Genomic DNA, 25638 nt, shown 5'->3' with positions numbered 1-25638 from the left:
GGCGCGCGCCCGGGTCTCCCGGGTGAGCGTCCACGAAGAGTCGCGCGCAGGGTGGTTGACCGCCACAGTGGTCAACCACCCTCGCACGGCGTCCGCACCATGTTCTGCATGACGGACGCCTCGACCGACCCGCGAAGGTCAGATCGCCTCGGGTAACTCCGGGCGGAGTCTGATCCCGGAGCGCGACACGCCCGACCGCGGGGGTCGGCGAAGTGGGGCTCTACCAGGTGGTGAGCACCCGCAAGACAGCGGCATCGAGAGAAGGAACAGAAGCCACCATGGCGGGACAGAAGATCCGCATCCGGCTCAAGGCCTATGACCACGAGGTCGTCGACTCCTCGGCGCGGAAGATCGTGGAGACGGTGACGCGCACCGGGGCGCAGGTCGCGGGCCCGGTGCCGCTGCCCACGGAGATCAACCGTTTCTGCGTGATCCGTTCGCCGCACAAGTACAAGGACTCGCGCGAGCACTTTGAAATGCGCACGCACAAGCGTCTGATCGACATCATCGACCCGACCCCGAAGACGGTCGACTCGCTCATGCGTCTCGACTTGCCGGCTGGCGTCGACATCGAGATCAAGCTGTAGGGACCGGACTAATGGACAGGGAAGTTAAGGGCATCCTGGGCGCCAAGCTCGGCATGACCCAGGTCTGGGACAACAACCGCGTTGTCCCGGTGACCGTGGTGCAGGCCGGCCCGTGCGTCGTGAGCCAGGTCCGTACCACCGACAAGGACGGGTACTCCGCGATCCAGTTGGCGTACGGCGTAGTTGACCCGCGCAAGGTCAAGAAGCCGCGGGCCGGGCACTTCGCGAAGTCCGGCGTTGCCCCTCGGCGGCACATCGTCGAGCTGCGCACCGCCGACGCCTCGGAGTACGAGCTGGGCCAGGAGGTCACCGTCGACTCCTTCGCCCCGGGCGGGTCGATCGACGTGACCGGCCGGACCAAGGGCAAGGGCTTCGCCGGTGTCATGAAGCGTCACGGCTTCCACGGCCTGCGCGCGAGCCACGGTGTCGAGCGCAAGCACCGCTCGCCCGGCTCCATCGGCGCCTGCGCGACCCCCGGTCGCGTCTTCAAGGGCGTGAAGATGGCGGGTCGGATGGGCGCGCGTCGCTTCACCGTGCAGAACCTGGTCATCCAGGCGGTCGACGCCGAGCAGAACCTGCTGCTCGTCCGTGGCGCCATCCCGGGCCCCAAGGGCGCCCTGGTGCTGGTGCGCTCCGCGGCCAAGGCGCAGGCGAAGAAGGGCGGTGTGGCGAAGTGACCTCCGTTGACGTGCGCACCGTCGAGGGTGGCAAGAGCGGCTCGGTCGAGCTGCCCGACAGCATCTTCGACGTGCAGGCGAACCTGTCGCTGATGCACCAGGTCGTGGTGGCCCAGCTGGCCGCCGCGCGCCAGGGCACGCACAAGGTGAAGACCCGCGGTGAGGTCGCCGGTGGCGGCAAGAAGCCGTACAAGCAGAAGGGCACCGGTCGCGCCCGTCAGGGCTCGATCCGCGCGCCGCAGTTCGCCGGCGGTGGCGTCGTCCACGGCCCGGTGCCGCGTGACTACAGCCAGCGGACCCCGAAGAAGATGAAGGCCGCCGCACTGCGCGGTGCCCTGTCGGACCGGGCGCGCGCGGGTCAGGTTCACGTGGTGGAGGCGTTCGTCGGTGGCGAGAAGCCGTCGACCAAGGCGGCCCTGGCCACGCTGACCAAGCTGACCGAGGCCAAGCGGGTCCTGGTCGTGCTGAGCCGGACCGACGAGATCAACTGGATCTCGCTGCGTAACGAGCCGCGGGTGCACCTGCTCGAGGCCGGCCAGCTCAACACGTACGACGTGCTGGTGGCCGATGACGTGATCTTCACCCGGGACGCGCTGGACGAGTTCCTGCGGGTTCCGGCGGCGGCGCAGGCCGCAGACGAGTCCGGAAGTGAGGGCGACGAGAAGTGAGCACGATCGCCGACCCGCGGGACATCATCGTCGCGCCGGTCGTCTCCGAGAAGAGCTACAGCGAGCTGAACCGTAACTGGTACACCTTCCTGGTGCACCCGGACGCGAACAAGACCGCGATCAAGATCGCTATCCAGCAGATCTTCGACGTGCGCGTCCTGACGGTCAACACGCTCAACCGCGAGGGCAAGCGCAAGCGGACCCGGAATGGGTTCGGCCAGCGCAAGGCCACGAAGCGCGCGATGGTGAAGCTGGCTGACGGCGACCGCATCGAGGCCTTCGGCGGCCCGGTCAGCTGAGGGGTGTAGACAATGGCAATCCGTAAATACAAGCCGACGACGCCTGGCCGACGTGGCTCCAGCGTCGCCGACTTCGCCGAGATCACCAGGTCGACTCCCGAGAAGTCGCTGCTGGCTCCGCTGCCGAAGAAGGGTGGGCGTAACGCCCACGGCCGGATCACCACCCGGCACCACGGTGGCGGCCACAAGCGGCAGTACCGGCTGATCGACTTCAAGCGGGTCGACAAGGACGGCGTGCCGGCCAAGGTCGCGCACATCGAGTACGACCCGAACCGGACCGCGCGCATCGCGCTGCTGCACTACGCCGACGGCGAGAAGCGCTACATCGTGGCGCCGAAGGACCTGAAGCAGGGCGACCCGGTGGAGTCGGGCCCGACCGCCGACATCAAGCCGGGCAACAACCTGCCGCTGCGCAACATCCCGGTGGGTACCACCGTCAACTGCGTGGAGCTGCGTCCGGGCGGCGGGGCCAAGATGGCCCGTTCGGCCGGCGTCGGTATCCAGCTGCTGGGTCGTGAGGGTGCCTACGCCACGCTGCGTATGCCCTCCGGTGAAATCCGGCGGGTCGACGTGCGCTGCCGGGCGACCGTGGGCGAGATCGGCAACGCCGACCAGTCAAACATCAACTGGGGCAAGGCCGGCCGCATGCGGTGGAAGGGCAAGCGCCCGACCGTCCGTGGTGTCGCGATGAACCCGGTCGACCACCCGCACGGTGGTGGTGAGGGCAAGACGTCCGGTGGTCGTCACCCGGTGAACCCGCAGGGTAAGCCCGAGGGCCGCACCCGTCGTAAGGGCCAGCCGAGCGACCGGCTGATCGTCCGCCGCCGCTACGCGACCCGCAAGCGCGGCTAAGGGAGTTAGGTAGACATGCCTCGCAGCTTGAAGAAGGGCCCGTTCGTCGACGACCACCTGCTCAAGAAGGTGGAAGTACAGAACGACAAGGGCTCGAAGAACGTCATCAAGACGTGGTCCCGGCGTTCGATGATCATTCCGGACATGCTCGGACACACGATCGCCGTGCACGACGGGCGCAAGCACGTTCCGGTGTTCGTCACCGAGGCGATGGTCGGGCACAAGCTCGGCGAGTTTGCGCTGACCCGTACGTTCAAGGGTCACGAGAAGGACGACCGGAAGAGTCGCCGGCGCTGAGCCGGGCCACGGATAAAGGATCAAGGGGTTTCAGCGATGCCAGTTAAGGGCGACGCTCCGGTGCTTCCGGGCGCGCGGGCGGTTGCGCGGCACGTGGGCATCTCGGCGACGAAGGCTCGCCGGGTGGTCAACCTCGTCCGCGGCCTGCCCGCGAAGGAGGCGCTCACGGTGCTCCAGTTCGCGCCGCAGGCTGCGAGCGAGCAGGTCTACAAGGTGCTCGCGAGTGCGATCGCCAACGCCGAGAACAACGAGCGGCTGGACCCCGACGCGCTGCTCGTGAGCGAGGCGTACGTCGACGAGGGCCCGACGATGAAGCGGTTCCGGCCGCGGGCGCAGGGCCGGGCGTACCGGATCCGCAAGCGGACCAGCCACATCACGATCGTGGTCGAGGCGGTCGCGCCTGCCACGCCGAAGCGGGGCGGGGCGAAGAAGGCCGCACCGGCCAAGGTCGCGCCGGCCACCGAGGCCGAGGCTGCCGACACGCAGAGCAAGACGGAAGGTGCCGAGTAATGGGTCAGAAGGTTCACCCGATTGGGTTCCGGCTTGGCATCTCGACCGACTGGAAGTCGCGCTGGTTCGCGGACAAGCTCTACAAGGACTACATCGGCGAGGATGTCAAGATCCGCCGGATGATGTCCAAGGGCTTGGAGCGGGCCGGTATTTCCAAGGTCGACATCGAGCGCACCCGGGACCGGGTCCGGGTCGACATCCACACCGCACGGCCGGGCATCGTCATCGGCCGTAAGGGTGCGGAGGCCGACCGGATCCGTGGCGAGCTGGAGAAGCTGACCGGCAAGCAGGTGCAGCTGAACATCCTCGAGGTGAAGAACCCCGAGTCGGACGCACAGCTTGTCGCACAGGCTGTCGCCGAGCAGCTCTCCAGCCGGGTCAGCTTCCGTCGGGCGATGCGTAAGTCGATGCAGTCGGCGATGAAGAACCCGATCGTCAAGGGAATCCGGGTACAGGTTTCCGGCCGCCTCGGCGGCGCGGAGATGAGCCGTACCGAGTTCTACCGTGAGGGTCGGGTGCCGCTGCACACGCTGCGGGCCAACATCGAGTACGGCTTCTTCGAGGCGCGGACCACCTTCGGCCGGATCGGCGTGAAGGTGTGGATCTACAAGGGTGACGCCGTACCCGGTCGGGAAGCCCCGGCCGAGACCGGTCCGGCCCGTCCGCGTCGCGACCGTAGTGACCGGCCCGAGCGGCCGCGTCGTGGGCGGTCCGGCTCGTCCGGCACCACCGCCGGCGGCACCGAGGCTGGGCGCGCGGCGGCGGCGGAGTTCGCCGGCACCCCGGCCGAGGCCACGAACGACCAGGCCGCGCCGGCTAGCGCCGCGCCGGCCAATCCGGCTCCGGCCGGATCGGACAGCTCAGCGCAGGAGGGCTGACAGATGCTGATGCCGCGCAAGCCCCCGAAGGGCTTCCGCAAGCCGCACCACCCCGACCGCCATGGCGCGTCGAAGGGCGGCAACCGGGTGGTGTTCGGCGAGTTCGGAATCCAGGCGCTGGAGCCCGCTTACGTCACCAACCGGCAGATCGAGTCAGCGCGTATCGCGATGACCCGACACATCAAGCGTGGTGGCAAGGTCTGGATCACGGTCTTCCCGGACCAGGCCCTGACCAAGAAGCCCGCTGAGACCCGGATGGGTTCCGGTAAGGGCTCGCCCGAGTGGTGGGTCGCCAACGTAAAGCCGGGACGGGTGCTCTTCGAGATGTCCTTCCCCAATGAGCAGACCGCGCGAGAGGCTATGCGTCGCGCGATCCACAAGCTCCCGATGAAGTGCCGAATTGTGACACGCGAAGTGGGTGAAAGCTGATGGCCGCGGGCGTAAAGGCCGGCGAGCTGCGCGAGCTCTCCGAGGAGGAGCTGGTCGCGAAGCTGCGCGAGGCCAAGGCGGAGCTGTTCAACCTCCGCGTGCAGGCCGCGACCGGCCAGCTGGACAACAATCGCCGGCTGCAGGTCATCCGTCGGGAGATCGCCCGGATCTACACGATCATGCGTGAGCGCGAGCTGGGTCTCTCGGCCGCGCCGACTGAGGTGACTGCATCATGAGCGAGACGACCGCCCCGGAGGGGACCACCACCGCCCCGCGGGCCCAGCGCAAGGTGCGCGAGGGGCTCGTGGTAGGCGACAAGATGGACAAGACCGTCGTGGTCGAGGTTGAGGACCGGGTCAAGCACGCGCTGTACGGCAAGGTCCTGCGCCGTACGCGCAAGCTGTACGTACACGACGAGCAGAACGCGTGTGGCGTTGGCGACCGCGTACTGCTCATGGAGACCCGTCCGCTCTCCGCCACCAAGCGGTGGCGGATCGTGGAAATCCTCGAAAAGGCCAAGTAGAGCCGGACGGGCTGCGGAGCAGACCGGACCAGCAAGCTCAGGGTTCCGCCAGGCTCAGACGGCATGAGTTTCCGGCTGGAAGGCACAAGCCGGAGACACCAGCCGTCTGAGAACCGGCAGACATAGGAGATAGACGTGATTCAGCAGGAGTCGCGACTGCGCGTCGCCGACAACACGGGTGCTCGGGAGATCCTGTGTATCCGGGTTCTCGGTGGCTCCGGTCGGCGCTACGCGAGTATCGGCGACGTCATCGTGGCCACGGTCAAGGACGCCATTCCCGGTGCTGGTGTGAAGAAGGGCGACGTCGTCAAGGCGGTCATCGTCCGCACCGCCAAGGAGCGTCGGCGGCCGGACGGCTCGTACATCCGCTTCGACGAGAATGCCGCCGTCATCATCAAGGACGGTGGCGACCCGCGCGGTACCCGCATCTTCGGCCCGGTGGGCCGGGAGCTGCGGGACAAGCGGTTCATGAAGATCATCTCTCTCGCGCCGGAGGTGTTGTGACCGTGAAGGTCAAGAAGGGCGACACGGTCGTCGTCATCGCCGGCAAGGACAAGGGTGCCAAGGGTAAGGTCATCGCGGCCTACCCGCGGCAGGACAAGGTCCTGGTCGAGGGCGTGAACCGGGTCAAGAAGCACACCCGCATCAGCACCACCCAGCGTGGCGCCAAGACCGGTGGCATCGTCACCCAGGAGGCTCCGATTCACATCTCGAATGTGCAGCTCCTGGACTCCGACGGCAACCCGACCCGGGTCGGGTTCCGGATCGACGACAGTGGCCAGAAGGTCCGCGTCGCGCGTAGCACCGGTAAGGACCTGTGATGAGCACGGCTACCGAAACCAAGACCATGCCGCGCCTCAAGGAGCGGTACCGCAACGAGATCGCGGCCGCCCTGCGCGAGCAGTTCGGTTTCCAGAACCCGATGCAGGTGCCGGGTCTGGTCAAGATCGTCGTCAACATGGGTGTCGGCGAGGCTGCTCGCGACGCCAAGCTGATCGACGGCGCGGTTCGCGACCTGGCCACCATCACCGGCCAGAAGCCGCAGGTGCGGCGGGCGACCAAGTCCATCGCGCAGTTCAAGCTGCGTGAGGGCATGCCGATCGGCGCGAAGGTGACCCTCCGGGGTGACCGGATGTGGGAGTTCCTGGACCGGCTGCTCTCGATCGCGCTGCCGCGTATCCGTGACTTCCGGGGTCTCGACGGGCGCAAGCTCGACGGCCACGGTAACTACACCTTCGGTCTGACCGAGCAGTCGGTGTTCCACGAGATCGACCAGGACCGGATCGACCGGCAGCGGGGCATGGACATCACGGTGGTCACCACGGCCACGAAGGACGACGAGGGCCGGGCGCTGCTGAAGCACCTGGGCTTCCCGTTCCGTGAAGACCCGAGCAAGGAGAACTGAGATGGCGAAGAAGGCGCTTATCATCAAAGCGGCCGCGAAGCCGAAGTTCTCGGTTCGCGCCTACACCCGCTGCCAGCGGTGTGGTCGTCCGAAGGCGGTCTACCGCAAGTTCGGGCTCTGCCGCGTGTGCATCCGGGAGATGGCCCACCGCGGTGAGCTGCCCGGTGTCTCCAAGGCATCCTGGTAAAGGCCCAGCAGCGTCCTGACCGTTGGTCGGGGCGAGGATCGCAACGCCGTAGGCCCCGGGCCGTGTGCCCCGGGAACCGCGGTGAGAAAGGCTGACAAACACCAATGACTATGACTGACCCGATCGCAGACATGCTCACGCGTCTGCGTAACGCCAACCAGGCGTACCACGACAAGGTGACGATGCCCTACTCGAAGATCAAGGCGAACATCGCCGAGGTCCTCAAGACCGAGGGTTACATCGCCACCTGGTCGGTCGAGGAGCCCGAAGAGGGCGTCGTCGGCAAGCGACTGGTCGTCGAACTGAAGTACGGCCAGAGCCGCGAGCGGAGCCTGGCGGGCATCAAGCGCGTCTCCAAGCCCGGTCTCCGGGTGTACGCCAAGTCGGACGGGCTCCCGCGGGTGCTCGGCGGGCTGGGCGTGGCGATCATTTCGACGTCCCAGGGCCTGCTCACCGACCGGCAGGCTCGCAAGCGGAGCGTTGGCGGGGAAGTCCTCGCCTTCGTCTGGTAACGGGAGACAGGTAGAAATGTCGCGTATTGGACGTAAGTTGATCCCGGTTCCCGCCGGCGTCGACGTCACGATCACCGGGCCCACCGTCAAGGTCAAGGGCCCCAAGGGCGAGCTCTCGCACACCCTCGCCGAGCCGATCGCCGCGGAGCGGGCCGAGGATGGCCAGCTGGAGGTGACCCGTCCCAACGACGAGCGTCGCGCCAAGGAGCTGCACGGCCTGAGCCGTACCCTCGTGGCCAACATGATCGTCGGGGTCACCGAGGGTTACCGCAAGACGCTGGAGATCGCCGGCACCGGTTACCGGGTCACCGCCAAGGGCAAGGACCTCGAGTTCGCACTCGGGTTCTCGCACCCGGTGCTGGTTCCGGCTCCGGACGGGATCACCTTCACCGTCGAACGGCCGACCCTGTTCCACGTGGCCGGCATCGACAAGCAGCAGGTCGGTGAGGTTGCCGCCAAGATCCGGAAGATCCGGCCGCCGGAGCCCTACAAGGGCAAGGGCGTGAAGTACCAGGGCGAGGTCATCCGCCGCAAGGCTGGAAAGGCAGGTAAGAAGTGAGCGCCACGCTGCTCAAGCGCCGTCGCGGCGTTGCCGCCAAGCGCGCCGTTGGGCGGGCGCGGCGACACTTCCGGGTCCGCAAGAACGTCAGCGGTACCTCCGACCGTCCCCGGTTGGTCGTCACCCGCTCGCTGCGGAACATCACGGCCCAGGTGGTCGACGACACCAAGGGGCACACCCTGGCGTCGGCGTCGAGCCTGGACACGTCGCTCCGCGGCGGCGAGGGCGACAAGAGCGCCCTGGCCGGCAAGGTCGGCGCTCTGCTGGCCGAGCGGGCCAAGGCCGCCGGCATCTCCAAGGTCGTCTTCGACCGCGGTGGCAACCGGTACGCGGGGCGGATCGCCGCGCTTGCCGACGCCGCCCGCGAAGCCGGGCTCGAGTTCTGACGGGCGTCTGATGCGCGTCGGACGAGGATCGCAAGTTAGTAACCCCGTCACGAGAGATAAGGAAGGCCGCTGATGCCAGGTCAACAGCGCCGTGGCGGCGGGTCGGGTGGCAACGAGGGTGGTCGCCGCGACAACCGCCGTGAGGGCGGCCGCGGAAACGCGCCCGTCGAGAAGACGCCGCACATCGAGCGGGTCGTCGCGATCAACCGTGTCGCCAAGGTTGTCAAGGGTGGTCGTCGCTTCAGCTTCACCGCCCTGGTGATCGTGGGCGACGGCGACGGCACCGTCGGTGTGGGCTACGGAAAGGCCAAGGAGGTGCCCGCGGCCATCGCCAAGGGTGTCGAGGAGGCCAAGAAGCACTTCTTCAAGGTGCCGCGGATCGCCGCGTCGATCCCGCACCCGGTGCAGGGCGAGGACGCCGCTGGCGTTGTCCTGCTCAAGCCGGCCAGCGCCGGTACGGGTGTCATCGCCGGTGGACCGGTGCGTGCCGTGCTGGAGTGCGCCGGGATCCACGACGTGCTCTCCAAGAGCCTCGGATCGTCGAACCCGATCAACATCGTGCACGCCACCGTCGCGGCCCTGAAGGGGCTGGAGTCGCCGGAGGCGGTCGCGAAGCGTCGCGGCCTGCCGGTGGAGGATGTCGCGCCGGCCGCCATGCTGGCGGCGCGGGCGGGGGTGACTCGCTGATGGCACGGCTCAAGGTCACCCAGCTCCGATCCCATATCGGGACCAAGCACAACCAGCGGGAGTCCCTGCGGTCGCTCGGTCTCAAGCGGATCAATGACGTGGTGGTCAAGGAGGACCGCCCCGAGATTCGGGGCATGATCTTCACCGTGAGCCACCTGGTGAAGGTCGAGGAGGTCGAGTAATGACGATCAAGGTCCATCACCTGCGCCCGGCGCCCGGTGCCAAGACCGCCAAGACCCGCGTGGGTCGTGGTGAAGGCTCCAAGGGCAAGACCGCCGGTCGGGGCACCAAGGGCTCCAAGGCCCGCAAGAACATCTCGGCGGCGTTCGAGGGTGGGCAGATGCCCATCCACATGCGCCTGCCGAAGCTGAAGGGCTTCAAGAACCACTTCCGGGTCGAGTTCCAGGTCGTGAACCTGGACCGGATCGCGGAGTTGTTCCCCAAGGGCGGCCAGATCGGTCCGGCCGAGCTCGTCGAGGCAGGTGCGGTCCGCAAGGGCCAGCCGGTCAAGGTGCTCGGTGCCGGGGATCTCGGTGGCGTGACGATCCAGGTGTCGGCGCACGCGTTCAGTGCGTCGGCCAAGGAGAAGATCGCGGCTGCTGGCGGCTCGACCACCGAGCTGTAGGACGTAACGCGGTCGTGACGCCCGTCAGTTGTTTTCAACTGACGGGCGCCACGGTCTACTAAGGGGCCGTGCCCCTCGTTAACATCGGACCCGGTGTATGTTCATGGGCACACCTGCCCGGATCACCGCTGGGCTGTTAGAGTCCGATCCCAGCACTGGTATCGGGCTACCGCTCGACGACCACCCTAAGCCGCGCCGGACCACCGGCGGCCCGCCTCGCGCAGGAGGATGAAGTTGCTCTCCGCCTTTTTCAGTGCGTTTCGTACGCCTGACCTGCGCAAAAAGCTGCTGTTTACAGTAGCTATCATCGGTGTTTACCGACTCGGTGCGACGCTGCCCAGCCCGGGTGTGTCCTTCGGCAACGTGCAGAAGTGCCTGGACACGATCCAGACCGACGGCGTTCTGTCGCTGCTGAACCTCTTCTCCGGCGGCGCGCTGCTGTCGCTGTCGGTCTTCGCGCTGGGCATCATGCCCTACATCACCGCCTCGATCATCCTGCAGCTGCTCACCGTGGTCATTCCGCGGTTGGAGCAGCTCCGCAAGGAGGGTCAGTCCGGTCAGGCGAAGATCACCCAGTACACCCGCTACCTGACGCTCGGCCTTGGCGTCCTCCAGGCGTCGGCGTTCGTGGCGCTCGCCCGCTCCGGGCAGCTGTTCAACAACCAGTGCGACCAGTTCCCGATCGTCCCGGAGAACACCGGGCTGCCGATGTGGCTCACCCTGAGCGTGCTGGTCATCACGATGACCGCCGGTACGGGTGTGGTCATGTGGCTCGGCGAGCTGATCACCGACCGGGGCGTCGGCAACGGCATGTCCGTGCTGATCTTCACCTCGATCGCGGCCCGGCTGCCGGGTGAGGGCTGGTCCATCAAGACCTCCAAGGGCTGGGACATGTTCCTCCTGGTCATCCTGCTGGTCCTGGTGGTCATCACGCTGGTGGTCTTCATCGAGCAGGCGCAGCGCCGGATCCCGGTCCAGTACGCCAAGCGGATGATCGGCCGGCGGATGTACGGCGGAACCTCGACCTACATCCCGCTGAAGGTCAACCAGGCGGGTGTGATCCCGGTCATCTTCGCCTCGTCGCTGCTCTACCTGCCGCAGCTGGCGTTGCAGTTCTTCGACCAGAACAACCCCGGCGACGTACAGGCCTGGATCCAGAACAACCTGGTCAGCCCGAGCAGCCCGACGCACATCATCGCGTACTTCCTGCTGATCATCTTCTTCACGTACTTCTACGTCTCGATCACGTTCAACCCGACCGAGGTCGCGGACAACATGAAGAAGTACGGCGGGTTCGTACCGGGTATCCGCCCGGGTAAGCCGACCGCCGACTACCTGGACTTCATCCTCAGCCGGATCACCCTTCCCGGCGCCTTCTACCTGGGCGCGATCTCGATCCTGCCGAACTTCTTCTTCATCTGGCTGGACAACCAGCAGTACCAGAACTTCCCGTTCGGTGGTACTGCGGTGCTCATCATGGTCGGCGTCGGTCTGGAGACCGTGAAGCAGATCGAGAGCCAACTGATGCAGCGGAACTACGAAGGGTTCCTGCGCTAGATGCGACTCGTTCTGGTTGGTCCCCCTGGGGCGGGCAAGGGGACCCAGGCCGAGTTCATCGCCGCCCAGCTGGCCGTGCCCAAGATCTCGACGGGTGACATCTTCCGCGCCAACGTCACCCAGGGCACGCCGCTGGGGGTCGAGGCCAAGCGCTACATGGACGCCGGCAAGCTGGTGCCCGACGAGGTGACCATCAACATGGTGCGCGGCCGGCTGGCCGAGCCGGATGCCGCCGAAGGCTTCCTGCTCGACGGCTTCCCGCGTACCACCCCGCAGGCGGCCGCCCTGGACAAGCTCCTGGCGGACCTGGGCACCGCGCTCGACCTGGTGATGGAACTGGTCGTGGACGACGACGAGGTGATCCGCCGGCTCTCCGGCCGGCGGACCTGTCGGGGCTGCGGCAAGATCTGGCACATCGAGTTCGACGCGCCCACCCACGAGGGCATCTGCGACCGGTGCGGGGCCGAGCTGTTCCAGCGGGACGACGACAAGGCCGAGACGATCGCCGAGCGGCTCCGCGAGTACGCGGAGAAGACCGCGCCGCTGGTCGACTACTACGGTGCCCAGGGCAAGCTGGTGGGCATCGACGCCACCGGACCGGTGGAGGACGTCACCGTCCGCGCTATCGATGCGCTCCGGTCGTACGGGGGATAGGGTCGGGTAACGGTGTGGGGTTGGGCCCCGCGGCGTGTGGGTTGGGCCCCACCGTGCCCCGCTCTGGGCGGTCAGGCTTGATCCCGCCGCAGGGCACGGTGGGGCCAAACCCGGTGCCCGTGGAGCGGCTTCGGGGAGTCTGCGGCACGGCACCCAATCGGTGAACAGTGCGGGCGTCTAGGGCGTTCCCCTGGCCTGTGAGCGAAAGGTAGAGCCGGCATGCGCCGTCACCAGCTGGATATCCAGCTGAAGACCCCGGAGCAGATCGACAAGATGCGGTCGGCCGGACTGGTCGTCGCGGCGGCGTTGGCCCGCATGCGGGAGGCGGTCGCACCCGGGGTCTCCACCGCCGATCTCGACGCCATCGCCGAGTCGGTCATCCGGGACGCCGGCGCCATCCCGTCGTTCAAGGGCTACCACGGCTTCCCGGCGTCGATCTGCTCGTCGGTCAACGAGCAGGTGGTGCACGCCATCCCCGCCGCCGACCAGGTGCTGAGGGACGGCGACTTGATCTCCATCGATTGCGGGGCGGTGCTCGACGGCTGGCACGGCGACTCGGCGATCACCGTCGGGGTCGGCGAGGTCCGGCCGGAGTTGCTCCGGATGGCCGAGGTCGCCGAGGACGCGATGTGGGCCGGGATCGCCGCCGCCGCACGGGGCTCGGCCAACGGCCGGGGCCGGCTCACCGACATCTCGGCGGCGGTGGAGATCGCGGTACGCAAGGGCGGGAAGTACGGCATCGTCGACGGGTACGGCGGGCACGGCATCGGTACCGAGATGCACCAGGACCCGCACGTGCTCAACCACGGGCGCCCCGGCCGTGGACCCCGGCTGGTGCCGGGCATGGCCCTGGCGATCGAACCGATGATCACGATCGGTTCGCCCCGTACGGCGGAACTCGACGACGGCTGGACCGTGGTGACCCGTGACGGCTCGGTGGCGGCCCACGTCGAACACTCGATGGCCCTGCTGCCGGACGGGGTGTGGGTGCTGACCGCCGCCGACGGTGGGCGGGCCCGCCTCGGTGACCTGGTCACCGCGCGACAGCCGGCCACCTCGGATTCGGTCTAGACGCTGGTTGGCGCTCGCCAAGGTGGCGGGGCGGTGGCATCCTCGTACTCATGGAGCGCCGGGGCGAGATGCGGGCGGCGGACGCCGATCGGCAGCTGGTCGCCGAGCGGCTCCGGCTCGCGGTCGATGAGGGCCGGCTCGACCTGTACGAGTACGACGACCGGTTGCGGGCGGCCTACGCCGCGAAGACGTACGCCGAGTTGGACCACCTGCTGGACGACCTGCCCGAGCCGGTGCCCGCGCAGCAGGCCGAGGTGGCACGGCAGGGCGGTGCGGTGGCGCACGACCCGTCGGTGCCCGCTCCGGACGGCCGTTACCCCGGAGCGACCCGACAGTGGCTGGTGGAGAACTGGGCGCCCTACTTCTCCGTGGTGACGATCAGCGTCGCGGGCTGGGCGATCATCTCGATGATGGCCTGGGAGGTCCTCTACTTCTGGCCGATCTGGGTCGCGGGGCCCTGGGGGGCGGTGCTGCTGGCGAGCACGGTCAGCGGCCTGGCGCAGGGTAAACCGCAGCGGGTGGCCGCCCAGCGGGCACGGAAGAAGGCGGCGAAGAAGGCGCGCCGGGAGCAGCGGGCCGAGGGCTCGGACCAGGAGCCGGGCCGGGCGAGCCTCCCCCCGCTGGGGGAGCGAGAGGGCTGGCAACTCGGCGGGAAGGCCGACTAGAATCGGCTGGTTCGTCCCATCCGCCACACCGGGGGTACCTCGGTTTGGCGTCGATCCGTGGGCGAGCGTACACTGGCTGATCGGCGCACAGCGTCCACTCCGGCATGCCCATCCTGCGCTTCGGTGGGAGTCGGAGCCGCGGCTGGTCCGGTTGGCTGATCTTGACGAACAGACATCCGGGTAAGGCGTTGTGAGCCGTCCGGAATTACCGACGTCAGGACAGCGGAGGACATGCCGAAAAAAGACGGAGCCATCGAGATTGAGGGCCGGGTCATTGAGCCGCTCCCGAACGCAATGTTCCGGGTCGAGCTTGCCAACGGCCACAAGGTGCTGGCTCACATCAGCGGCAAGATGCGGCAGCACTACATCCGCATCCTGCCCGAGGACCGGGTTGTCGTCGAGCTTTCGCCGTACGACCTGACCCGCGGGCGGATCGTCTACCGCTACAAGTGAATCCGGGTTCGGGTTCAGTCATCTGACGGCGGCCGGAATGTCCGTGTCCGTCCTCGAAGTCCGGCGCCGTGTCCACGTCGCTGGGCCTTATGGGAAGTAAGGCAAACCCGTGAAGGTCAAGCCGAGCGTCAAGCGGATCTGCAACAAGTGCCGGGTTATCCGCCGGCACGGCCGGGTCATGGTCATCTGCAGCGACCCGCGCCACAAGCAGCGCCAGGGCTGATCCGTCTCGGCCGGCACTAGACCGGCCGGTGTCGGGCAGCCTCGTCGCCGATCCGTAGCGCAAGCACCACAACAGAAGCTCGTCCCAGCCACGAGCGCGCGTGCACATCAAGCGATGCACTCGTGGCTGACCCCCGGTCGGAGGCCGGGGCCCACCGGGGCAGGTGGGATGGGTCGGGCCAGAGACCTCCGCGAAACACCACGAGGAGCACGCCCGCGCATGGCACGTCTAGCCGGCGTCGACCTCCCCCGCGACAAGCGGATGGAGATCGCGCTCACTTACATTTTCGGGGTCGGTCGGACCCGGGCCGTTCAGACGCTCGCTGCCACGGGGATCTCCCCGGACAAGCGCGCCAAGGACCTCACGGACGAGGAGCTGGTCCAGCTCCGCGACCACATCGAGGCCAACTTCAAGGTTGAGGGTGACCTGCGCCGCGAGGTCGCCGCTGATATCCGCCGCAAGGTCGAGATCGGCTGCTACGAGGGCATCCGGCACCGCCGGGGTCTGCCCGTCCGTGGTCAGCGGACCCGTACCAACGCACGGACCCGCAAGGGCCCGAAGCGGACCGTGGCAGGCAAGAAGAAGGCCGGCCGGAAGTAGTAACCGGATTCCGGTCCCGCTCGACAGGGCGCGGACCTGATTTCCCGATACCGGAATCCTGGTACAGCTCGATAGAGCCTGGCCGGACTTCCCACACTAGGAGCGCACAGACTTATGCCACCGAAGGCTCGCGCCGGGGCCGCCGTCAAGAAGGTCCGGCGCAAGGAACGCAAGAACGTCGCCCACGGGCAGGCGCATATCAAGAGCACCTTCAACAACACCATCGTGTCCATCACGGACCCGACCGGTGCGGTCATCTCCTGGGCCTCGGCCGGCCAGGTTGGCTTCAAGGGCTCCCGCAAGTCGACTCCGTTCGCCGCTCAGCTGGCCGCCGAGGCCGCCGCGCGTCGGGCGATGGAGCACGGCATGCGCAAGGTCGACGTGTTCGTCAAGGGCCCCGGCTCCGGCCGGGAGACCGCTATCCGTTCGCTGCAGGCCGTCGGGCTGGAGGTCGGGCAGATTTCCGACGTCACCCCGCAGCCGCACAACGGGTGCCGTCCGCCGAAGCGTCGTCGGGTCTGAGAGGTAGAGAGAGATGGCTCGTTACACCGGTGCTGACTGCCGCCGTTGCCGGCGGGAGAAGATGAAGCTGTTCCTCAAGGGCAGCAAGTGCGATGGACCGAAGTGCCCGTTCGAGTCCCGGCCGTTCCCGCCCGGACAGCACGGCCGGGGTCGGACCAAGGAGACCGAGTACCTGCTCCAGCTTCGTGAGAAGCAGAAGGCCCGTCGTGTCTACGGCGTGCTGGAGAAGCAGTTCCGCGGGTACTACGAGGAGGCCGTGGCCAAGCAGGCGAAGACCGGTGAGGTCCTCCTGCAGATCCTCGAGTCGCGGCTGGACAACGTGGTCTACCGGGCTGGCTACGCCCAGTCCCGGGACATGGCCCGCCAGCTGGTCAAGCACGGTCACTTCATCGTGAACGGCAAGAAGGTCGACATCCCGTCGTACCGCATCAAGGAACACGACATCGTCGAGGTGCGGGGGAAGTCCAAGGAGATGACCCCGTTCGTCGTCGCCCAGGCGCAGGCCGGTTCCCGGACCGTGCCGGCGTGGCTGGAGGCGATCCCCAGCCAGATGAAGATCCTGGTGCACACGCTCCCGGCCCGGCAGGTCATCGACACGCAGGTCCAGGAGCAGTTGATCGTCGAGCTCTACTCCAAGTAGGCCGAAAACCGCTCGGAACGATCCGGGGTTGGCCGTACGGCACAGCGTTGTCGTGGTCAACCCCGGACTCGCCCCCGAACGGTCGCCAGCTCGCTGGCATGGCAACACAGACGGGCGTCAAATGGTGGGCGCCCCGAACCAAGGAGAACAGAAGTGCTCATTACCCAGCGGCCGACCCTCTCGGAGGAGTCGATCAGCGAGACCCGGTCCCGGTTCACCATCGAGCCGCTCGAGCCGGGCTTCGGTTACACCCTGGGCAACTCGCTCCGGCGTACGCTGCTGTCGTCCATCCCGGGCGCGGCCGTGACGTCGATCAAGATTGACGGCGTGCTGCACGAGTTCACCACGATCCCCGGTGTCAAGGAGGACGTGGTCGAGCTGGTCATGAACGTCAAGGAGCTCTGCGTCAGCTCCGACCACGACGAGCCGGTCAGCATGTACCTGCGCAAGCAGGGCCCCGGCGACGTCACCGCCGCGGACATCCAGCCGCCGGCCGGGGTGTCGGTGCACACCGGTGACCTCAAGCTCGCCACCCTGAACGGCAAGGGCCGGCTCGACATGGAGCTGACCGTCGAGCGGGGTCGCGGGTACGTCACCGCCGCGCAGAACAAGCAGTCCGGCGCCGAGATCGGCCGGATCCCGGTCGACTCGATCTACTCGCCGGTGCTGAAGGTGACCTACCGGGTCGAGGCGACCCGGGTCGAGCAGCGTACGGACTTCGACCGTCTGATCATCGACGTCGAGACCAAGGCGTCGATCGGCCCGCGTACCGCACTGGCCTCTGCCGGTTCCACCCTGGTCGAGCTCTTCGGCCTGGCGCGGGAGCTGGACGAGACGGCGGAGGGCATCGACATCGGCCCGTCGCCGCAGGACGCGCAGCTCGCGGCGGACCTGGCGCTGCCGATCGAGGAGCTCGACCTCACCGTCCGCTCCTACAACTGCCTCAAGCGCGAGGGCATCAACTCCGTTGGTGAGCTCATCGGGCGTACCGAGGCAGACCTCCTCGACATCCGGAATTTCGGTCAGAAGTCGATCGACGAGGTCAAGATGAAGCTCGCCGGGATGGGCCTGGGGCTGAAGGACTCGGCTCCCAACTTCGACCCGGCGCACGTCGTGGACACCTTTGGCGAGGGCGACTACGACACCGACGACTACCGCGAGACCGAGCAGCTTTGATTTTCGGCTAGCTGGAGATCAGCTGCCCACTATTGAGGAGCACCAAGCATGCCCACGCCCACCAAGGGTCCCCGCCTCGGCGGCAGCCCCGCGCACGAGCGGCTGATGCTGGCCAACCTGGCCACCGCGCTGTTCCAGCACGGCAAGATCAAGACGACCGAGACCAAGGCCAAGCGGCTGCGGCCCCTGGCGGAGCAGCTCATCACCAAGGCCAAGCGCGGCGACCTGGCCAGCCGCCGCAAGGTGCTGGGCACGGTTAAGGACAAGGACGTCGTCTACACCCTGTTCGACCAGATCGCGCCCCGGTACGCCAACCGTCCGGGTGGCTACACCCGGATCGTGAAGACCGGACCGCGCAAGGGCGACAACGCCCCGATGGCGATCATCGAGCTGGTCGAGGAACTGGTCGTCGCGCCCGCGCCGACCGGGACCGCGCAGAAGACGGCCGCCCGCAAGGCGGCTCAGCAGGACAAGGTCGAGGCGCTCGCCCCCGCGGACGAGACCGAGACCCGTTCGGCGGACGCCGACGCGGACCAGGACGCCGAGGCGCCGGAGTCGGTGTCGGGCGACACGGCGGCTGCCCGCGAGGACACCGACGAGGCTGACAACAGCAAGTCCTGACCTCGGGCAACGTCGGGCCCGGCACCCTCGCGGGGGTGCCGGGCCCGTTCATTTTCCGGGTACGGCGGGTTCAGGGGGTACGGGAGTGGACGGTTACACCCGGGTACGGCTCGATGTCGCGTACGACGGCACCGACTTCTCCGGATGGGCGGCCCAGCCGGGGCGGCGTACGGTCGCCGGTGTGCTGACCGAGGTGCTGGCGAGGGTGCTCGGCGCCGAGTCGGTGACCGGGTTGACCGTGGCCGGTCGGACCGATGCCGGGGTGCACGCCACCGGTCAGGTCTGCCACGTCGACCTGGCCGACCCCGCCTGGGCGCCGGTCACCGACTCGCTGCTGCGCCGGCTGGCCGGACTCCTGCCCGGTGATGTCCGGGTACGCGCCATCACCGAGATGCCGGACGAGTTCGACGCCCGCTTCTCGGCGACCTTCCGGCGTTACGAGTACCGGGTGACCGACGCCCCGTACGGGGTGGAGCCGCTGCGTCGGCACGAGATCCTGGCGTGGCCGCGTCCGCTGGAGTTGGACGCGTTGGCCGGGGCGGCGGCCGGACTGGTCGGCGAGCACGACTTCGCCGCGTACTGCCGGCGCAAGGAGCACGCGACCACCCTGCGCGAGGTGACCCGGCTGGACTGGCGTCGGGATCCGGACGGGATCCTGGTGGCGACCGTCCAGGCGGACGCGTTCTGCCAGTCGATGGTGCGGAGTCTGGTCGGGGCGATGCTGGTGGCGGGCGACGGTCGGCGACCGGTCGAGTGGCCCGCGGGTCTGCTCAGCCGGAGGGAACGGTCGAGTGAGGTGACCGTTGCGCCGGCCCACGGGCTGACCCTGGTCGAGGTCGGTTACCCCGCCGATCCGGCCGGGTACGCCGACCGCGCACTGCGTACTCGCCGGCTGCGGCTGCCTGCGGAGGCCTGAGTACTGCCGGTTGCCCGCCGGTGCGGGTCAGGCCGCCGGGGTGGCCGGCACGGACGCGTCGACCGGTACGGTGGCCCGGCGTTCGAGGACCCCGCCGCGCAGGTGAAGTTCGATCATGTCGAAGAGGATCTGCCGGGCGTACGGGTCGTCGTCGCCGATCGCCGTACGGTCGGTTCTGGCGATCACGCAGTAGACCAGGAAGTGGCCGCGTACGTGCCAGCCGACCTGCGCGGAGTCGAGGGTGACCGCCTCGGTTCCCGCGCCCGCGCCGAGGCCCTGGAACCGTCCCTTGCCACCGTCCACGATCACCTTGATCTGCTGGTGCGCCCACTCGGCGCCGGTGGCGTCAGCCAGGTTGAACACGCCCGCCGTGACGAGGTGGTCGCCGGTCGGAGAGCGCAGTGTGCCGCGTACGACCTGGTCGCAGCCCAGGTCGGCGAGCAGGGTGTTGATCTCACCGGTGGCGGCCGTGGCGCAGTCGGTGCCCGCCTGGGTCCTGAGTACCTGGTACGCGGGCTCCGCCGGGTTGATGACGATCTGCGGGGACGGGAACACCTCCGGCTCGGTCAGCGGTGCCGGGTCGACGACGCGCGAGCTGATGTCCCGGGGTAGGACGGTCGGCTGCGTCGAGTCGGCCGAATCGCGGCCTGCCCGCCCCTGCCGTTCGTCCGCGATGATGAAGTAGGAGCCGAGTCCGCAGACGGCGAGCAGGACCAGGGTGCCGAGGCCGCCGATCACCCACTGCCAGGTTCGCTTCTGGTCGTGGGTCGCCACCACCGGAAGTGCGCCGCTGTTCCCCGTCCGTACCAGGACCATGGCCGAGCCGGGCCGGACGACCAGCGAGGTCCCGGTCGGCGGGCGTCCGGCGTCCGGTGCCGCCGGTGGTTTGCCCAGCGGTGGGCGCGCACCGGAAGGCGACGGACTTCCGTTCGCCCCGGAGCCGGAGCCGGAGCCGGAGCCGGAGCCGGAGCCGGAGCCGGAGCCGGCCGGTGTCGGGGCACCGGGGATGTTCGGTGCCTGCGGGAACCTCGGCACCGGCGGGGCGGGGAAGCGGGAGGACGGCCGTGGTGGATCGCCGCCTTCCGCGCCCGGTCGGGCCGGCGGTGCCCGGTCCGGCGCCGGGCGCAGGGGTGCCCGTTGTGCCGGCGGACGGGTGGCGATTGGCTCCGGAGGTGACCCGTACGTGGCCTGTTCCGGCGCCGGCAGCCGATCGCGGGCCGGTCGGAGCGAGGGCTGGCCGAAGGGCTCCGGCGCTCGGGCCGGACCCGCCGGCACCCGCGATCGGGCCACGGCCGGCCGTTGGGCCGGTACGGGTGCGGGCCCGGACGCCTCCGTCCGCAGGATCGGCGCGGGCGCCGATGCGGTAACCGGACGCTGCGGCGGTGCCGACCCGGCTGCCTCCCGGCTCCGGTCGGCCGCGGCCGGCGCAGGGGGACCGGGTGGGCGTTCGGTGGGTGGTGCCACCTGCCCGGGTGTCACCCGGTCCTGATCGCGCGACCCGACCCACGGGGCGGTGAGCGGACGTTGGGCGGCCGGTGCCACCGGCGGGGCGTCCGACGGCCGGCGGCTCGGCGGTGCCGAGGGTTGGGCCGCGAGCGGGCGCTGGCCCGGCCGGGGAAGTGGTGGGCCGACCGGTCGGGCACCCCAACCCTCCGTCCCGGACCCGGCGCGGGCCGCGCCGTACGGCTCGTCGGTCGGTCGCCGGGGATCGCCCTCTGCCGGCCGGCGACGGTCCGCCCGCGCCGGGCGCAGTTCCGGATTCGGAACAGGCGGGACCGGACGCCCCGGTGCCGGTGCGGGGCGGGAAGGCGGCGGGGCGGCCAGGCGGGGCGGCTCTGTACGGCCTCCGGGCGACGAGTGCCGACCCGGCCCGGGGATGGCCCGGGGGTGGGGGCCAGCCAGATCGGCGGACCCTGCGGGATAGCCGTTCGCACGGTCGGTGCCGGGGCCCGGCGGAGTCTCCCGCTCCGGCGCCCTCGGTCGGGGCGGACGATCCGCAGGCCGGAGTACGGGATCTGCGCCTCGGGGTGCACGGTCCGCCGGCCACGACGGACGCTCCGCGGGGCCGGGTGCACGCTCTGCGGGGCCGGGTGCCCGTTCTGCGGCCCACGGGGGACGGACTACCGGCCGCGATGTGCGGTCCCCGGGGGGAGGGACACCGTCCCCGGGCCGAGGTGCACGGTCCACCGGGCGGGGCGTACGCCCCGCGGCCCAGGGCGCACGGTCCGCCGGGCGAGGTGGAGGATCTGCGGCCCAGGGCGCACGGTCCGCAGGGCGAGGTGGAGGATCTGCGGCCCAGGGCGCACGGTCCACCGGGCGAGGTGGACGATCTGCGGCCCAGGGTGGACGATCCGCAGGCCGAGGCGCGTGATCCGCTGGCCGAGTCGTGTTCGCCGCCGGCCGGCCGAGTCGGTCGGCCGGATCACCCGAGGGCGGGGCCGATGCCGGGGGGTCGAGTGGTGGCGAGGGCTCCCGGTCGTCCCCGGTGTGACGGTGTCCGCCACCCGGGTCGCGAGGTGCCGGCGGTCGGGTCCGACGGGTGGCCGGTACGACCCTGCCCGGGTCACGGTCGGACGGCGGGGGCCACCCGCCGGAGCCCGATCCACGACCGTCCGTCATGTCGCTCAGGGTAGTGGGAAGCACCCATTTGGCGCCTCTCCCCATGAATCACGCCAGGTGAAAGACGAGACATTAGGGCAGGAACCTCCACTCGTACGGAGGGACGACCATGCCTGCGACGTGAAAACAGCGGTAGGCGAGAATGCGATGCGTGACCGGCGACCACTACTTCACCGCCCAACCCGGTACCGCCTCCGACCGTCGGGAGATCGAGTTCTCGGCCGCTGGGCGGGACTACTCGTTGGTCTCGTCCGGCGGCGTCTTCTCCGCCGCGCGGCTGGACCCCGGCACGGCCGTACTCCTGCGCAAGGCCGACCTGCCGGAGCCCGGCGCCACCGGCCCGCTGCTCGACCTGGGCTGCGGGTACGGGCCGATCGCCTGCGTGCTGGCGACCGAGGCACCCGCGGCCACCGTCTGGGCGGTCGACGTCAACGCACGGGCCCGCGAACTGACCGGCGAGAACGCCGTACGGATCGGTGCCGCCGACCGGATCCGGGTCGCCGCCCCCGACGAGGTGCCCGACGACGTCACGTTCGCGCAGGTGTGGTCGAACCCGCCGATCCGGATCGGCAAGGCTGAACTACACACCATGCTCGCCCGGTGGCTGCCCCGGCTCGCCCCGGACGGTGTCGGCTGGCTGGTGGTGGGTCGGCACCTCGGCGGCGACTCGCTGCACCGCTGGCTGACCGAGCAGGGCTGGCAGGTGGACCGCCCGGCCAGCCAGAAGGGCTACCGGGTGCTCCGGATCACGCGGTGAAATCCGGTACCGCCCGAGCCGAACGACAAGGCAGGATGCCCGCGTGGGTTACATAGACGTGGCCGGAGTCGGCTACACCCTGCCGGACGGCCGGGAACTCTTCGCCGACGTGTCGTTCCGGGTCGGGGAGGGCGCCAAGGTGGCCCTGGTCGGCCCCAACGGCGCCGGCAAGACCACCCTGTTGCGGATGGTCGCCGGTGACCTGCCCACCCCGACCGGCGGGATCGCGCGGGCCGGCGGCCTGGGCGTGATGCGCCAGTTCATCGGCATGATCGGCGACGAGTCGACGCTGCACGACCTCGCCCTGTCCATCTCGGCGCCCCCGCTGCGCGCGGCCGGGGACCGGCTTGCCGCCGCCGAGGTGGCGCTGCACGCCGCCGAGGTCCGCGGCAAGTTCAGCACCGCCGCGGGCAAGGCCCAACTCGCGTACGCGGACGCGCTGGGCGCCTGGGGCGAGGCCGGCGGGTACGACGCCGAGGTCCTCTTCGACACCGTCTCCACGATCGTGCTCGGCCTGTCGTGGGAGGCGAGCCGGACCCGTCCGGTACGGACCCTCTCCGGTGGGCAGCAGAAGCGGTTCGCGCTGGAGATCCTGCTCCGGGGCGGCGACGAGGTGCTGCTCCTCGACGAGCCGGACAACTTCCTCGACGTACCGGGCAAGCGGTGGTTGGAGGGGCGGCTGCGGGAGTCGACCAAGTCGGTGCTGTACGTGTCGCACGACCGGGAACTGCTGGCACAGACCTCGGACCGGGTGGTCGCCGTCGAGGGCGGCAGCGCCTGGGTGCATCCGGGCGGCTTCGGTAGCTGGCACGAGGCCCGGGTGAACCGGCACGCCCGCCTCGACGAACTGCGCCGCCGCTGGGACGAGGAGCACCAGAAGCTGCGCGAGCTGATGCTGATGTACAAGCAGAAGGCGGCGTACAACGACGGGTTGGCCTCGCGTTACCAGGCCGCGCAGACCCGCCTGCGCAAGTTCGAGGAGGCCGGTCCGCCGCCCGTACCGCCGAAGGATCAGGACATCCGGATGCGGCTGTCCGGTGGCCGTACCGCCAAGCGCGCCGTGATGTGTGAGCAACTGGAGCTGGACGGCCTGACGTACCCGTTCGACCTGGAACTCTGGTACGGCGACCGGGTCGCCGTCCTCGGCGCCAACGGCACCGGGAAGTCGCACTTCCTGCGGCTGCTCGCGCGGGGCGGCACCGACCCGGAGCCGGCCAACGGTCCGGTCGACGGGGGGCACCTGCTGACGCCGGTCAACCACGCCGGGGTGGCCCGGCTCGGTGCCCGGGTCCGGCCGGGTCACTTCTCGCAGACCCACGACCGCCCGGAACTGATGGGCAAGACCCTGGTCGAGATCCTCTGGCGGGGCGACGACCACCGGACCGGGATGGACCGGCACGCGGCCATGGCGTCGCTGAGCCGGTACGAGCTGGCCGCCCAGGGTGACCAGCGGTTCGGCACCCTCTCCGGCGGACAGCAGGCCCGGTTCCTGGTTCTGCTGCTCGAACTCTCCGGTGCCACCCTGCTGCTGCTCGACGAACCGACCGACAACCTCGACCTGGCTTCGGCCGAGGCGCTCGAAGAGGGGCTGAAGGCGTTCGACGGCACGGTGATCGCGGTGACCCACGACCGCTGGTTCACCCGGTCGTTCGAGCGGTTCGTGCTCTTCGGCGCCGACAACGAGGTCACCGAGACCCCCGAACCCGTCTGGGACGTCGGCTGACGTGAGCGGAAGGCCCTTCCCAGCGAGGAAGGGCTTTCTCACACGTGGTTGGTGCCGTCCCGGACGGGCGCGGGCATAGGGTTGATCACGTGACTGAGATGACCTTCCGCCGGCTGGGCGACTCCGGGCTCGTGGTGTCCGTCGTCGGTGTCGGCTGCAACAACTTCGGCCGGAAACTGGACGCGCAGGGCACCCGTGCCGTGGTGGACGCGGCCCTGGACGCCGGGATCAACTTCTTCGACACCGCCGACATCTACGGCGAGCCGAAGGGCGCATCCGAGGAGCAGCTCGGTGCCGCACTGAAGGGCCGGCGCGACGACGTCGTACTGGCCACCAAGTTCGGCATGGACATGCTCGGGGCCAACGGCCCGGACCACGGGGCGCGGGGCTCCCGCCGCTACATCAACCGTGCCGTCGAGGCGTCGCTGCGCCGGCTCGGCACCGACCACATCGACCTCTACCAGATGCACGAGGTCGATCCCGGCACCCCGATCGAGGAGACGCTGAGCGCGCTGGACGACCTGGTCCGGTCGGGCAAGGTGCGCTACCTGGGCAACTCCAACTTCGGCGGCTGGCAGATCGCGGACGCGGCGTGGGTGGCGCGTACCCGTGGCTATGCGCCGTTCATCAGCGCGCAGAACCAGTACAGCCTGGTGGAGCGGCACGTCGAGACCGAGATCGCGCCGGCCGCCAACCGTTTCGGCCTCGGCCTGCTGCCGTTCTTCCCGCTCGCCAACGGCCTGCTCACCGGCAAGTACAAGCGGGGCGAGGCGCCGCCGGCCGGCAGCCGGCTCTCCGGCGGCGGACGGTACGCCGACCGCCTGGCCGCCGCACCCTGGGACAGGATCGAGGCGATCGAGAAGTACGCCGCCGAACGCGACCTGACCCCGTTGCAGGTGGCGATCGGCGGGCTGGCCGCCCAGCCCGCGGTCACCTCGGTGATCGCCGGAGCCACCACCCCCGACCAGGTACGGGCGAACGCCGCAGCCGGTCTGTGGCAGCCCTCCGCCGACGACCTGGCGGCGCTGCGCGCCATCCTCTGACCTGATAACGCGGTTTCCCCGTACGGGGTCCGGAGCCGGCCGCTCCGGACCCCGTACGGCGTCTGTGGGGGTCAGCCGAGCCGGTTGTGGCGGGCCGCCCCGACAAACGATGTCCAGGCGGTGGCGGGGAAGGTCAGCACCGGTCCGTCGAGGTCCTTCGAGTCGCGTACGCCGATGACCGTGGTGCCCGCCCCGCCGAGGCCGGCGGTCACGCCGTCCGCCGGGCCGAGGTCGGCCACCTCGACACAGTTCGCGTTCGAGCCGCTGCGGCTCGACCTGCGCCAGACGACCCCGGAAAGCTGCGTACCGGTCATCGC

At 69.3% G+C, this 25638-nt stretch carries 38 protein-coding genes; 36 read left to right on the top strand and 2 right to left on the bottom strand.

Annotated elements, in window-relative coordinates:
* Positions 1–278: 278 nt before the first annotated feature.
* From rpsJ to truA, 33 genes are all read left to right on the top strand, one after another.
* On the top strand, positions 279–587 hold the full coding sequence (gene rpsJ / locus OIE47_RS09335) for a 30S ribosomal protein S10 (protein WP_007073037.1): 309 nt from the start codon (positions 279–281) through the stop codon (positions 585–587).
* 11 nt (positions 588–598) lie between these two features.
* The gene (gene rplC / locus OIE47_RS09330; protein ID WP_326561096.1) at positions 599–1264 is read left to right on the top strand and encodes a 50S ribosomal protein L3; all 666 of its coding nucleotides are present in this window, start codon (positions 599–601) and stop codon (positions 1262–1264) included.
* The gene (gene rplD / locus OIE47_RS09325) at positions 1261–1932 is read left to right on the top strand and encodes a 50S ribosomal protein L4 (RefSeq protein WP_326561095.1); all 672 of its coding nucleotides are present in this window, start codon (positions 1261–1263) and stop codon (positions 1930–1932) included. Before rplC ends, rplD begins: the two co-directional genes overlap by 4 nt.
* Entirely contained in the window at positions 1929–2231 is a 303-nt protein-coding gene (rplW, locus tag OIE47_RS09320) for a 50S ribosomal protein L23 (RefSeq protein ID WP_121158405.1), read from the top strand. Before rplD ends, rplW begins: the two co-directional genes overlap by 4 nt.
* 12 nt (positions 2232–2243) lie before the next feature.
* On the top strand, positions 2244–3083 hold the full coding sequence (rplB, locus tag OIE47_RS09315) for a 50S ribosomal protein L2 (RefSeq protein WP_326561094.1): 840 nt from the start codon (positions 2244–2246) through the stop codon (positions 3081–3083).
* 15 nt (positions 3084–3098) lie between these two features.
* On the top strand, positions 3099–3380 hold the full coding sequence (rpsS, locus tag OIE47_RS09310; RefSeq protein ID WP_326561093.1) for a 30S ribosomal protein S19: 282 nt from the start codon (positions 3099–3101) through the stop codon (positions 3378–3380).
* Positions 3381–3416: 36 nt separating this feature from the next.
* Entirely contained in the window at positions 3417–3890 is a 474-nt protein-coding gene (gene rplV / locus OIE47_RS09305; protein WP_326561092.1) for a 50S ribosomal protein L22, read from the top strand.
* Complete coding sequence (rpsC, locus tag OIE47_RS09300) at positions 3890–4768, top strand: 30S ribosomal protein S3 (RefSeq protein ID WP_326561091.1); 879 nt, start codon at positions 3890–3892, stop codon at positions 4766–4768. Before rplV ends, rpsC begins: the two co-directional genes overlap by 1 nt.
* 3 nt (positions 4769–4771) lie before the next feature.
* Positions 4772–5197 carry a 50S ribosomal protein L16 gene (rplP, locus tag OIE47_RS09295; protein WP_121158410.1) on the top strand — a complete coding sequence of 142 codons (426 nt, stop codon included), beginning with the start codon at positions 4772–4774 and terminating at the stop codon, positions 5195–5197.
* Positions 5197–5433 (top strand): 50S ribosomal protein L29, encoded by a 237-nt coding sequence (rpmC, locus tag OIE47_RS09290; protein WP_326561090.1) that lies wholly within the window; start codon positions 5197–5199, stop codon positions 5431–5433. Before rplP ends, rpmC begins: the two co-directional genes overlap by 1 nt.
* On the top strand, positions 5430–5720 hold the full coding sequence (gene rpsQ, locus OIE47_RS09285) for a 30S ribosomal protein S17 (protein WP_326561089.1): 291 nt from the start codon (positions 5430–5432) through the stop codon (positions 5718–5720). Before rpmC ends, rpsQ begins: the two co-directional genes overlap by 4 nt.
* Before the next feature lie 135 nt (positions 5721–5855).
* Complete coding sequence (gene rplN / locus OIE47_RS09280) at positions 5856–6224, top strand: 50S ribosomal protein L14 (RefSeq protein WP_023358185.1); 369 nt, start codon at positions 5856–5858, stop codon at positions 6222–6224.
* Positions 6221–6541 (top strand): 50S ribosomal protein L24, encoded by a 321-nt coding sequence (gene rplX / locus OIE47_RS09275; protein ID WP_326561088.1) that lies wholly within the window; start codon positions 6221–6223, stop codon positions 6539–6541. Before rplN ends, rplX begins: the two co-directional genes overlap by 4 nt.
* Entirely contained in the window at positions 6541–7125 is a 585-nt protein-coding gene (rplE, locus tag OIE47_RS09270) for a 50S ribosomal protein L5 (RefSeq protein ID WP_326561087.1), read from the top strand. The genes rplX and rplE overlap by 1 nt, the downstream gene beginning before the upstream one ends.
* Position 7126: 1 nt before the next feature.
* Positions 7127–7312, top strand: coding sequence for a type Z 30S ribosomal protein S14 (locus tag OIE47_RS09265; RefSeq protein WP_007465272.1), 186 nt, complete (start codon positions 7127–7129; stop codon positions 7310–7312).
* 104 nt (positions 7313–7416) lie between these two features.
* Positions 7417–7824 carry a 30S ribosomal protein S8 gene (gene rpsH, locus OIE47_RS09260; RefSeq protein ID WP_326561086.1) on the top strand — a complete coding sequence of 136 codons (408 nt, stop codon included), beginning with the start codon at positions 7417–7419 and terminating at the stop codon, positions 7822–7824.
* 16 nt (positions 7825–7840) lie between these two features.
* Positions 7841–8383, top strand: a complete 543-nt coding sequence (rplF, locus tag OIE47_RS09255) for a 50S ribosomal protein L6 (RefSeq protein WP_326561085.1) — start codon at positions 7841–7843, stop codon at positions 8381–8383.
* Positions 8380–8769 carry a 50S ribosomal protein L18 gene (gene rplR, locus OIE47_RS09250; RefSeq protein ID WP_326561084.1) on the top strand — a complete coding sequence of 130 codons (390 nt, stop codon included), beginning with the start codon at positions 8380–8382 and terminating at the stop codon, positions 8767–8769. The genes rplF and rplR overlap by 4 nt, the downstream gene beginning before the upstream one ends.
* 72 nt (positions 8770–8841) lie before the next feature.
* Positions 8842–9456 (top strand): 30S ribosomal protein S5, encoded by a 615-nt coding sequence (rpsE, locus tag OIE47_RS09245; protein WP_121158417.1) that lies wholly within the window; start codon positions 8842–8844, stop codon positions 9454–9456.
* Complete coding sequence (gene rpmD / locus OIE47_RS09240) at positions 9456–9638, top strand: 50S ribosomal protein L30 (RefSeq protein ID WP_326561083.1); 183 nt, start codon at positions 9456–9458, stop codon at positions 9636–9638. Before rpsE ends, rpmD begins: the two co-directional genes overlap by 1 nt.
* Positions 9638–10081 carry a 50S ribosomal protein L15 gene (rplO, locus tag OIE47_RS09235; RefSeq protein WP_326561082.1) on the top strand — a complete coding sequence of 148 codons (444 nt, stop codon included), beginning with the start codon at positions 9638–9640 and terminating at the stop codon, positions 10079–10081. The genes rpmD and rplO overlap by 1 nt, the downstream gene beginning before the upstream one ends.
* A 234-nt stretch (positions 10082–10315) precedes the next feature.
* The gene (gene secY / locus OIE47_RS09230; RefSeq protein WP_326563040.1) at positions 10316–11638 is read left to right on the top strand and encodes a preprotein translocase subunit SecY; all 1323 of its coding nucleotides are present in this window, start codon (positions 10316–10318) and stop codon (positions 11636–11638) included.
* A complete protein-coding gene (locus tag OIE47_RS09225) occupies positions 11639–12292 on the top strand; it encodes an adenylate kinase (RefSeq protein ID WP_326561081.1) in 654 nt (217 codons plus the stop codon).
* A 219-nt stretch (positions 12293–12511) separates the two neighbouring features.
* Positions 12512–13363, top strand: a complete 852-nt coding sequence (gene map, locus OIE47_RS09220; RefSeq protein WP_326561080.1) for a type I methionyl aminopeptidase — start codon at positions 12512–12514, stop codon at positions 13361–13363.
* 50 nt (positions 13364–13413) lie between these two features.
* A complete protein-coding gene (locus OIE47_RS09215) occupies positions 13414–14028 on the top strand; it encodes a DUF1707 SHOCT-like domain-containing protein (RefSeq protein ID WP_326561079.1) in 615 nt (204 codons plus the stop codon).
* Positions 14029–14259: 231 nt separating this feature from the next.
* Complete coding sequence (gene infA, locus OIE47_RS09210) at positions 14260–14481, top strand: translation initiation factor IF-1 (RefSeq protein WP_007073013.1); 222 nt, start codon at positions 14260–14262, stop codon at positions 14479–14481.
* Between the two features lie 109 nt (positions 14482–14590).
* Positions 14591–14704, top strand: a complete 114-nt coding sequence (gene rpmJ, locus OIE47_RS09205; RefSeq protein WP_043965539.1) for a 50S ribosomal protein L36 — start codon at positions 14591–14593, stop codon at positions 14702–14704.
* Between the two features lie 219 nt (positions 14705–14923).
* Positions 14924–15304, top strand: coding sequence for a 30S ribosomal protein S13 (rpsM, locus tag OIE47_RS09200; RefSeq protein WP_326561078.1), 381 nt, complete (start codon positions 14924–14926; stop codon positions 15302–15304).
* 114 nt (positions 15305–15418) lie between these two features.
* On the top strand, positions 15419–15826 hold the full coding sequence (gene rpsK, locus OIE47_RS09195; RefSeq protein ID WP_007073011.1) for a 30S ribosomal protein S11: 408 nt from the start codon (positions 15419–15421) through the stop codon (positions 15824–15826).
* 13 nt (positions 15827–15839) lie between these two features.
* Complete coding sequence (gene rpsD / locus OIE47_RS09190; protein ID WP_326561077.1) at positions 15840–16466, top strand: 30S ribosomal protein S4; 627 nt, start codon at positions 15840–15842, stop codon at positions 16464–16466.
* A 153-nt stretch (positions 16467–16619) separates the two neighbouring features.
* Positions 16620–17642 (top strand): DNA-directed RNA polymerase subunit alpha, encoded by a 1023-nt coding sequence (locus OIE47_RS09185; RefSeq protein WP_121158425.1) that lies wholly within the window; start codon positions 16620–16622, stop codon positions 17640–17642.
* Between the two features lie 48 nt (positions 17643–17690).
* Positions 17691–18263: a 50S ribosomal protein L17 gene (gene rplQ, locus OIE47_RS09180; protein WP_326561076.1), complete on the top strand. Its 573-nt coding sequence runs from the start codon at positions 17691–17693 to the stop codon at positions 18261–18263.
* Positions 18264–18348: 85 nt separating this feature from the next.
* Positions 18349–19179: a tRNA pseudouridine(38-40) synthase TruA gene (truA, locus tag OIE47_RS09175; protein ID WP_326561075.1), complete on the top strand. Its 831-nt coding sequence runs from the start codon at positions 18349–18351 to the stop codon at positions 19177–19179.
* A gap of 27 nt (positions 19180–19206) precedes the next feature.
* Here the strand turns inward: truA and OIE47_RS09170 are convergent, their stop codons facing one another.
* Positions 19207–20214 carry a hypothetical protein gene (locus OIE47_RS09170; RefSeq protein WP_326561074.1) on the bottom strand — a complete coding sequence of 336 codons (1008 nt, stop codon included), beginning with the start codon at positions 20212–20214 and terminating at the stop codon, positions 19207–19209.
* 1735 nt (positions 20215–21949) lie between these two features.
* Between OIE47_RS09170 and OIE47_RS09165 the strand changes: the two genes are divergently transcribed.
* The 3 genes from OIE47_RS09165 (at position 21950) to OIE47_RS09155 (ending at position 25321) form a co-directional block, all read left to right on the top strand.
* Positions 21950–22555 (top strand): class I SAM-dependent methyltransferase, encoded by a 606-nt coding sequence (locus OIE47_RS09165; protein ID WP_326561073.1) that lies wholly within the window; start codon positions 21950–21952, stop codon positions 22553–22555.
* A 43-nt stretch (positions 22556–22598) separates the two neighbouring features.
* Complete coding sequence (locus tag OIE47_RS09160) at positions 22599–24278, top strand: ABC-F family ATP-binding cassette domain-containing protein (RefSeq protein ID WP_326561072.1); 1680 nt, start codon at positions 22599–22601, stop codon at positions 24276–24278.
* Positions 24279–24376: 98 nt separating this feature from the next.
* On the top strand, positions 24377–25321 hold the full coding sequence (locus tag OIE47_RS09155) for an aldo/keto reductase (RefSeq protein WP_326563039.1): 945 nt from the start codon (positions 24377–24379) through the stop codon (positions 25319–25321).
* A 71-nt stretch (positions 25322–25392) separates the two neighbouring features.
* Here the strand turns inward: OIE47_RS09155 and OIE47_RS09150 are convergent, their stop codons facing one another.
* Positions 25393–25635 carry a DUF397 domain-containing protein gene (locus OIE47_RS09150; protein WP_326561071.1) on the bottom strand — a complete coding sequence of 81 codons (243 nt, stop codon included), beginning with the start codon at positions 25633–25635 and terminating at the stop codon, positions 25393–25395.
* Between the last annotated feature and the right edge of the window lie 3 nt (positions 25636–25638).

The organism is Micromonospora sp. NBC_01796, assembly GCF_035917455.1.
In the GTDB taxonomy this organism is placed as follows: Bacteria; Actinomycetota; Actinomycetes; order Mycobacteriales; family Micromonosporaceae; genus Micromonospora_G.
This window is presented reverse-complemented; position numbering and strand designations above follow the sequence as displayed.

Coding starts and splice junctions, on each gene's coding strand:
- rpsJ (WP_007073037.1), top strand. CDS start 279: ATGGCGGGACAGAAGATCCGCATCCGGCTCAAGGCCTATGACCACGAG.
- rplC (WP_326561096.1), top strand. CDS start 599: ATGGACAGGGAAGTTAAGGGCATCCTGGGCGCCAAGCTCGGCATGACC.
- rplB (WP_326561094.1), top strand. CDS start 2,244: ATGGCAATCCGTAAATACAAGCCGACGACGCCTGGCCGACGTGGCTCC.
- rpsS (WP_326561093.1), top strand. CDS start 3,099: ATGCCTCGCAGCTTGAAGAAGGGCCCGTTCGTCGACGACCACCTGCTC.
- rplV (WP_326561092.1), top strand. CDS start 3,417: ATGCCAGTTAAGGGCGACGCTCCGGTGCTTCCGGGCGCGCGGGCGGTT.
- rpsC (WP_326561091.1), top strand. CDS start 3,890: ATGGGTCAGAAGGTTCACCCGATTGGGTTCCGGCTTGGCATCTCGACC.
- rplP (WP_121158410.1), top strand. CDS start 4,772: ATGCTGATGCCGCGCAAGCCCCCGAAGGGCTTCCGCAAGCCGCACCAC.
- rpmC (WP_326561090.1), top strand. CDS start 5,197: ATGGCCGCGGGCGTAAAGGCCGGCGAGCTGCGCGAGCTCTCCGAGGAG.
- rpsQ (WP_326561089.1), top strand. CDS start 5,430: ATGAGCGAGACGACCGCCCCGGAGGGGACCACCACCGCCCCGCGGGCC.
- rplE (WP_326561087.1), top strand. CDS start 6,541: ATGAGCACGGCTACCGAAACCAAGACCATGCCGCGCCTCAAGGAGCGG.
- OIE47_RS09265 (WP_007465272.1), top strand. CDS start 7,127: ATGGCGAAGAAGGCGCTTATCATCAAAGCGGCCGCGAAGCCGAAGTTC.
- rpsH (WP_326561086.1), top strand. CDS start 7,417: ATGACTATGACTGACCCGATCGCAGACATGCTCACGCGTCTGCGTAAC.
- rplF (WP_326561085.1), top strand. CDS start 7,841: ATGTCGCGTATTGGACGTAAGTTGATCCCGGTTCCCGCCGGCGTCGAC.
- rpsE (WP_121158417.1), top strand. CDS start 8,842: ATGCCAGGTCAACAGCGCCGTGGCGGCGGGTCGGGTGGCAACGAGGGT.
- rpmD (WP_326561083.1), top strand. CDS start 9,456: ATGGCACGGCTCAAGGTCACCCAGCTCCGATCCCATATCGGGACCAAG.
- rplO (WP_326561082.1), top strand. CDS start 9,638: ATGACGATCAAGGTCCATCACCTGCGCCCGGCGCCCGGTGCCAAGACC.
- OIE47_RS09225 (WP_326561081.1), top strand. CDS start 11,639: ATGCGACTCGTTCTGGTTGGTCCCCCTGGGGCGGGCAAGGGGACCCAG.
- map (WP_326561080.1), top strand. CDS start 12,512: ATGCGCCGTCACCAGCTGGATATCCAGCTGAAGACCCCGGAGCAGATC.
- OIE47_RS09215 (WP_326561079.1), top strand. CDS start 13,414: ATGGAGCGCCGGGGCGAGATGCGGGCGGCGGACGCCGATCGGCAGCTG.
- infA (WP_007073013.1), top strand. CDS start 14,260: ATGCCGAAAAAAGACGGAGCCATCGAGATTGAGGGCCGGGTCATTGAG.
- rpsM (WP_326561078.1), top strand. CDS start 14,924: ATGGCACGTCTAGCCGGCGTCGACCTCCCCCGCGACAAGCGGATGGAG.
- rpsK (WP_007073011.1), top strand. CDS start 15,419: ATGCCACCGAAGGCTCGCGCCGGGGCCGCCGTCAAGAAGGTCCGGCGC.
- rpsD (WP_326561077.1), top strand. CDS start 15,840: ATGGCTCGTTACACCGGTGCTGACTGCCGCCGTTGCCGGCGGGAGAAG.
- rplQ (WP_326561076.1), top strand. CDS start 17,691: ATGCCCACGCCCACCAAGGGTCCCCGCCTCGGCGGCAGCCCCGCGCAC.
- OIE47_RS09155 (WP_326563039.1), top strand. CDS start 24,377: ATGACCTTCCGCCGGCTGGGCGACTCCGGGCTCGTGGTGTCCGTCGTC.
- OIE47_RS09150 (WP_326561071.1), bottom strand. CDS start 25,635: ATGACCGGTACGCAGCTTTCCGGGGTCGTCTGGCGCAGGTCGAGCCGC.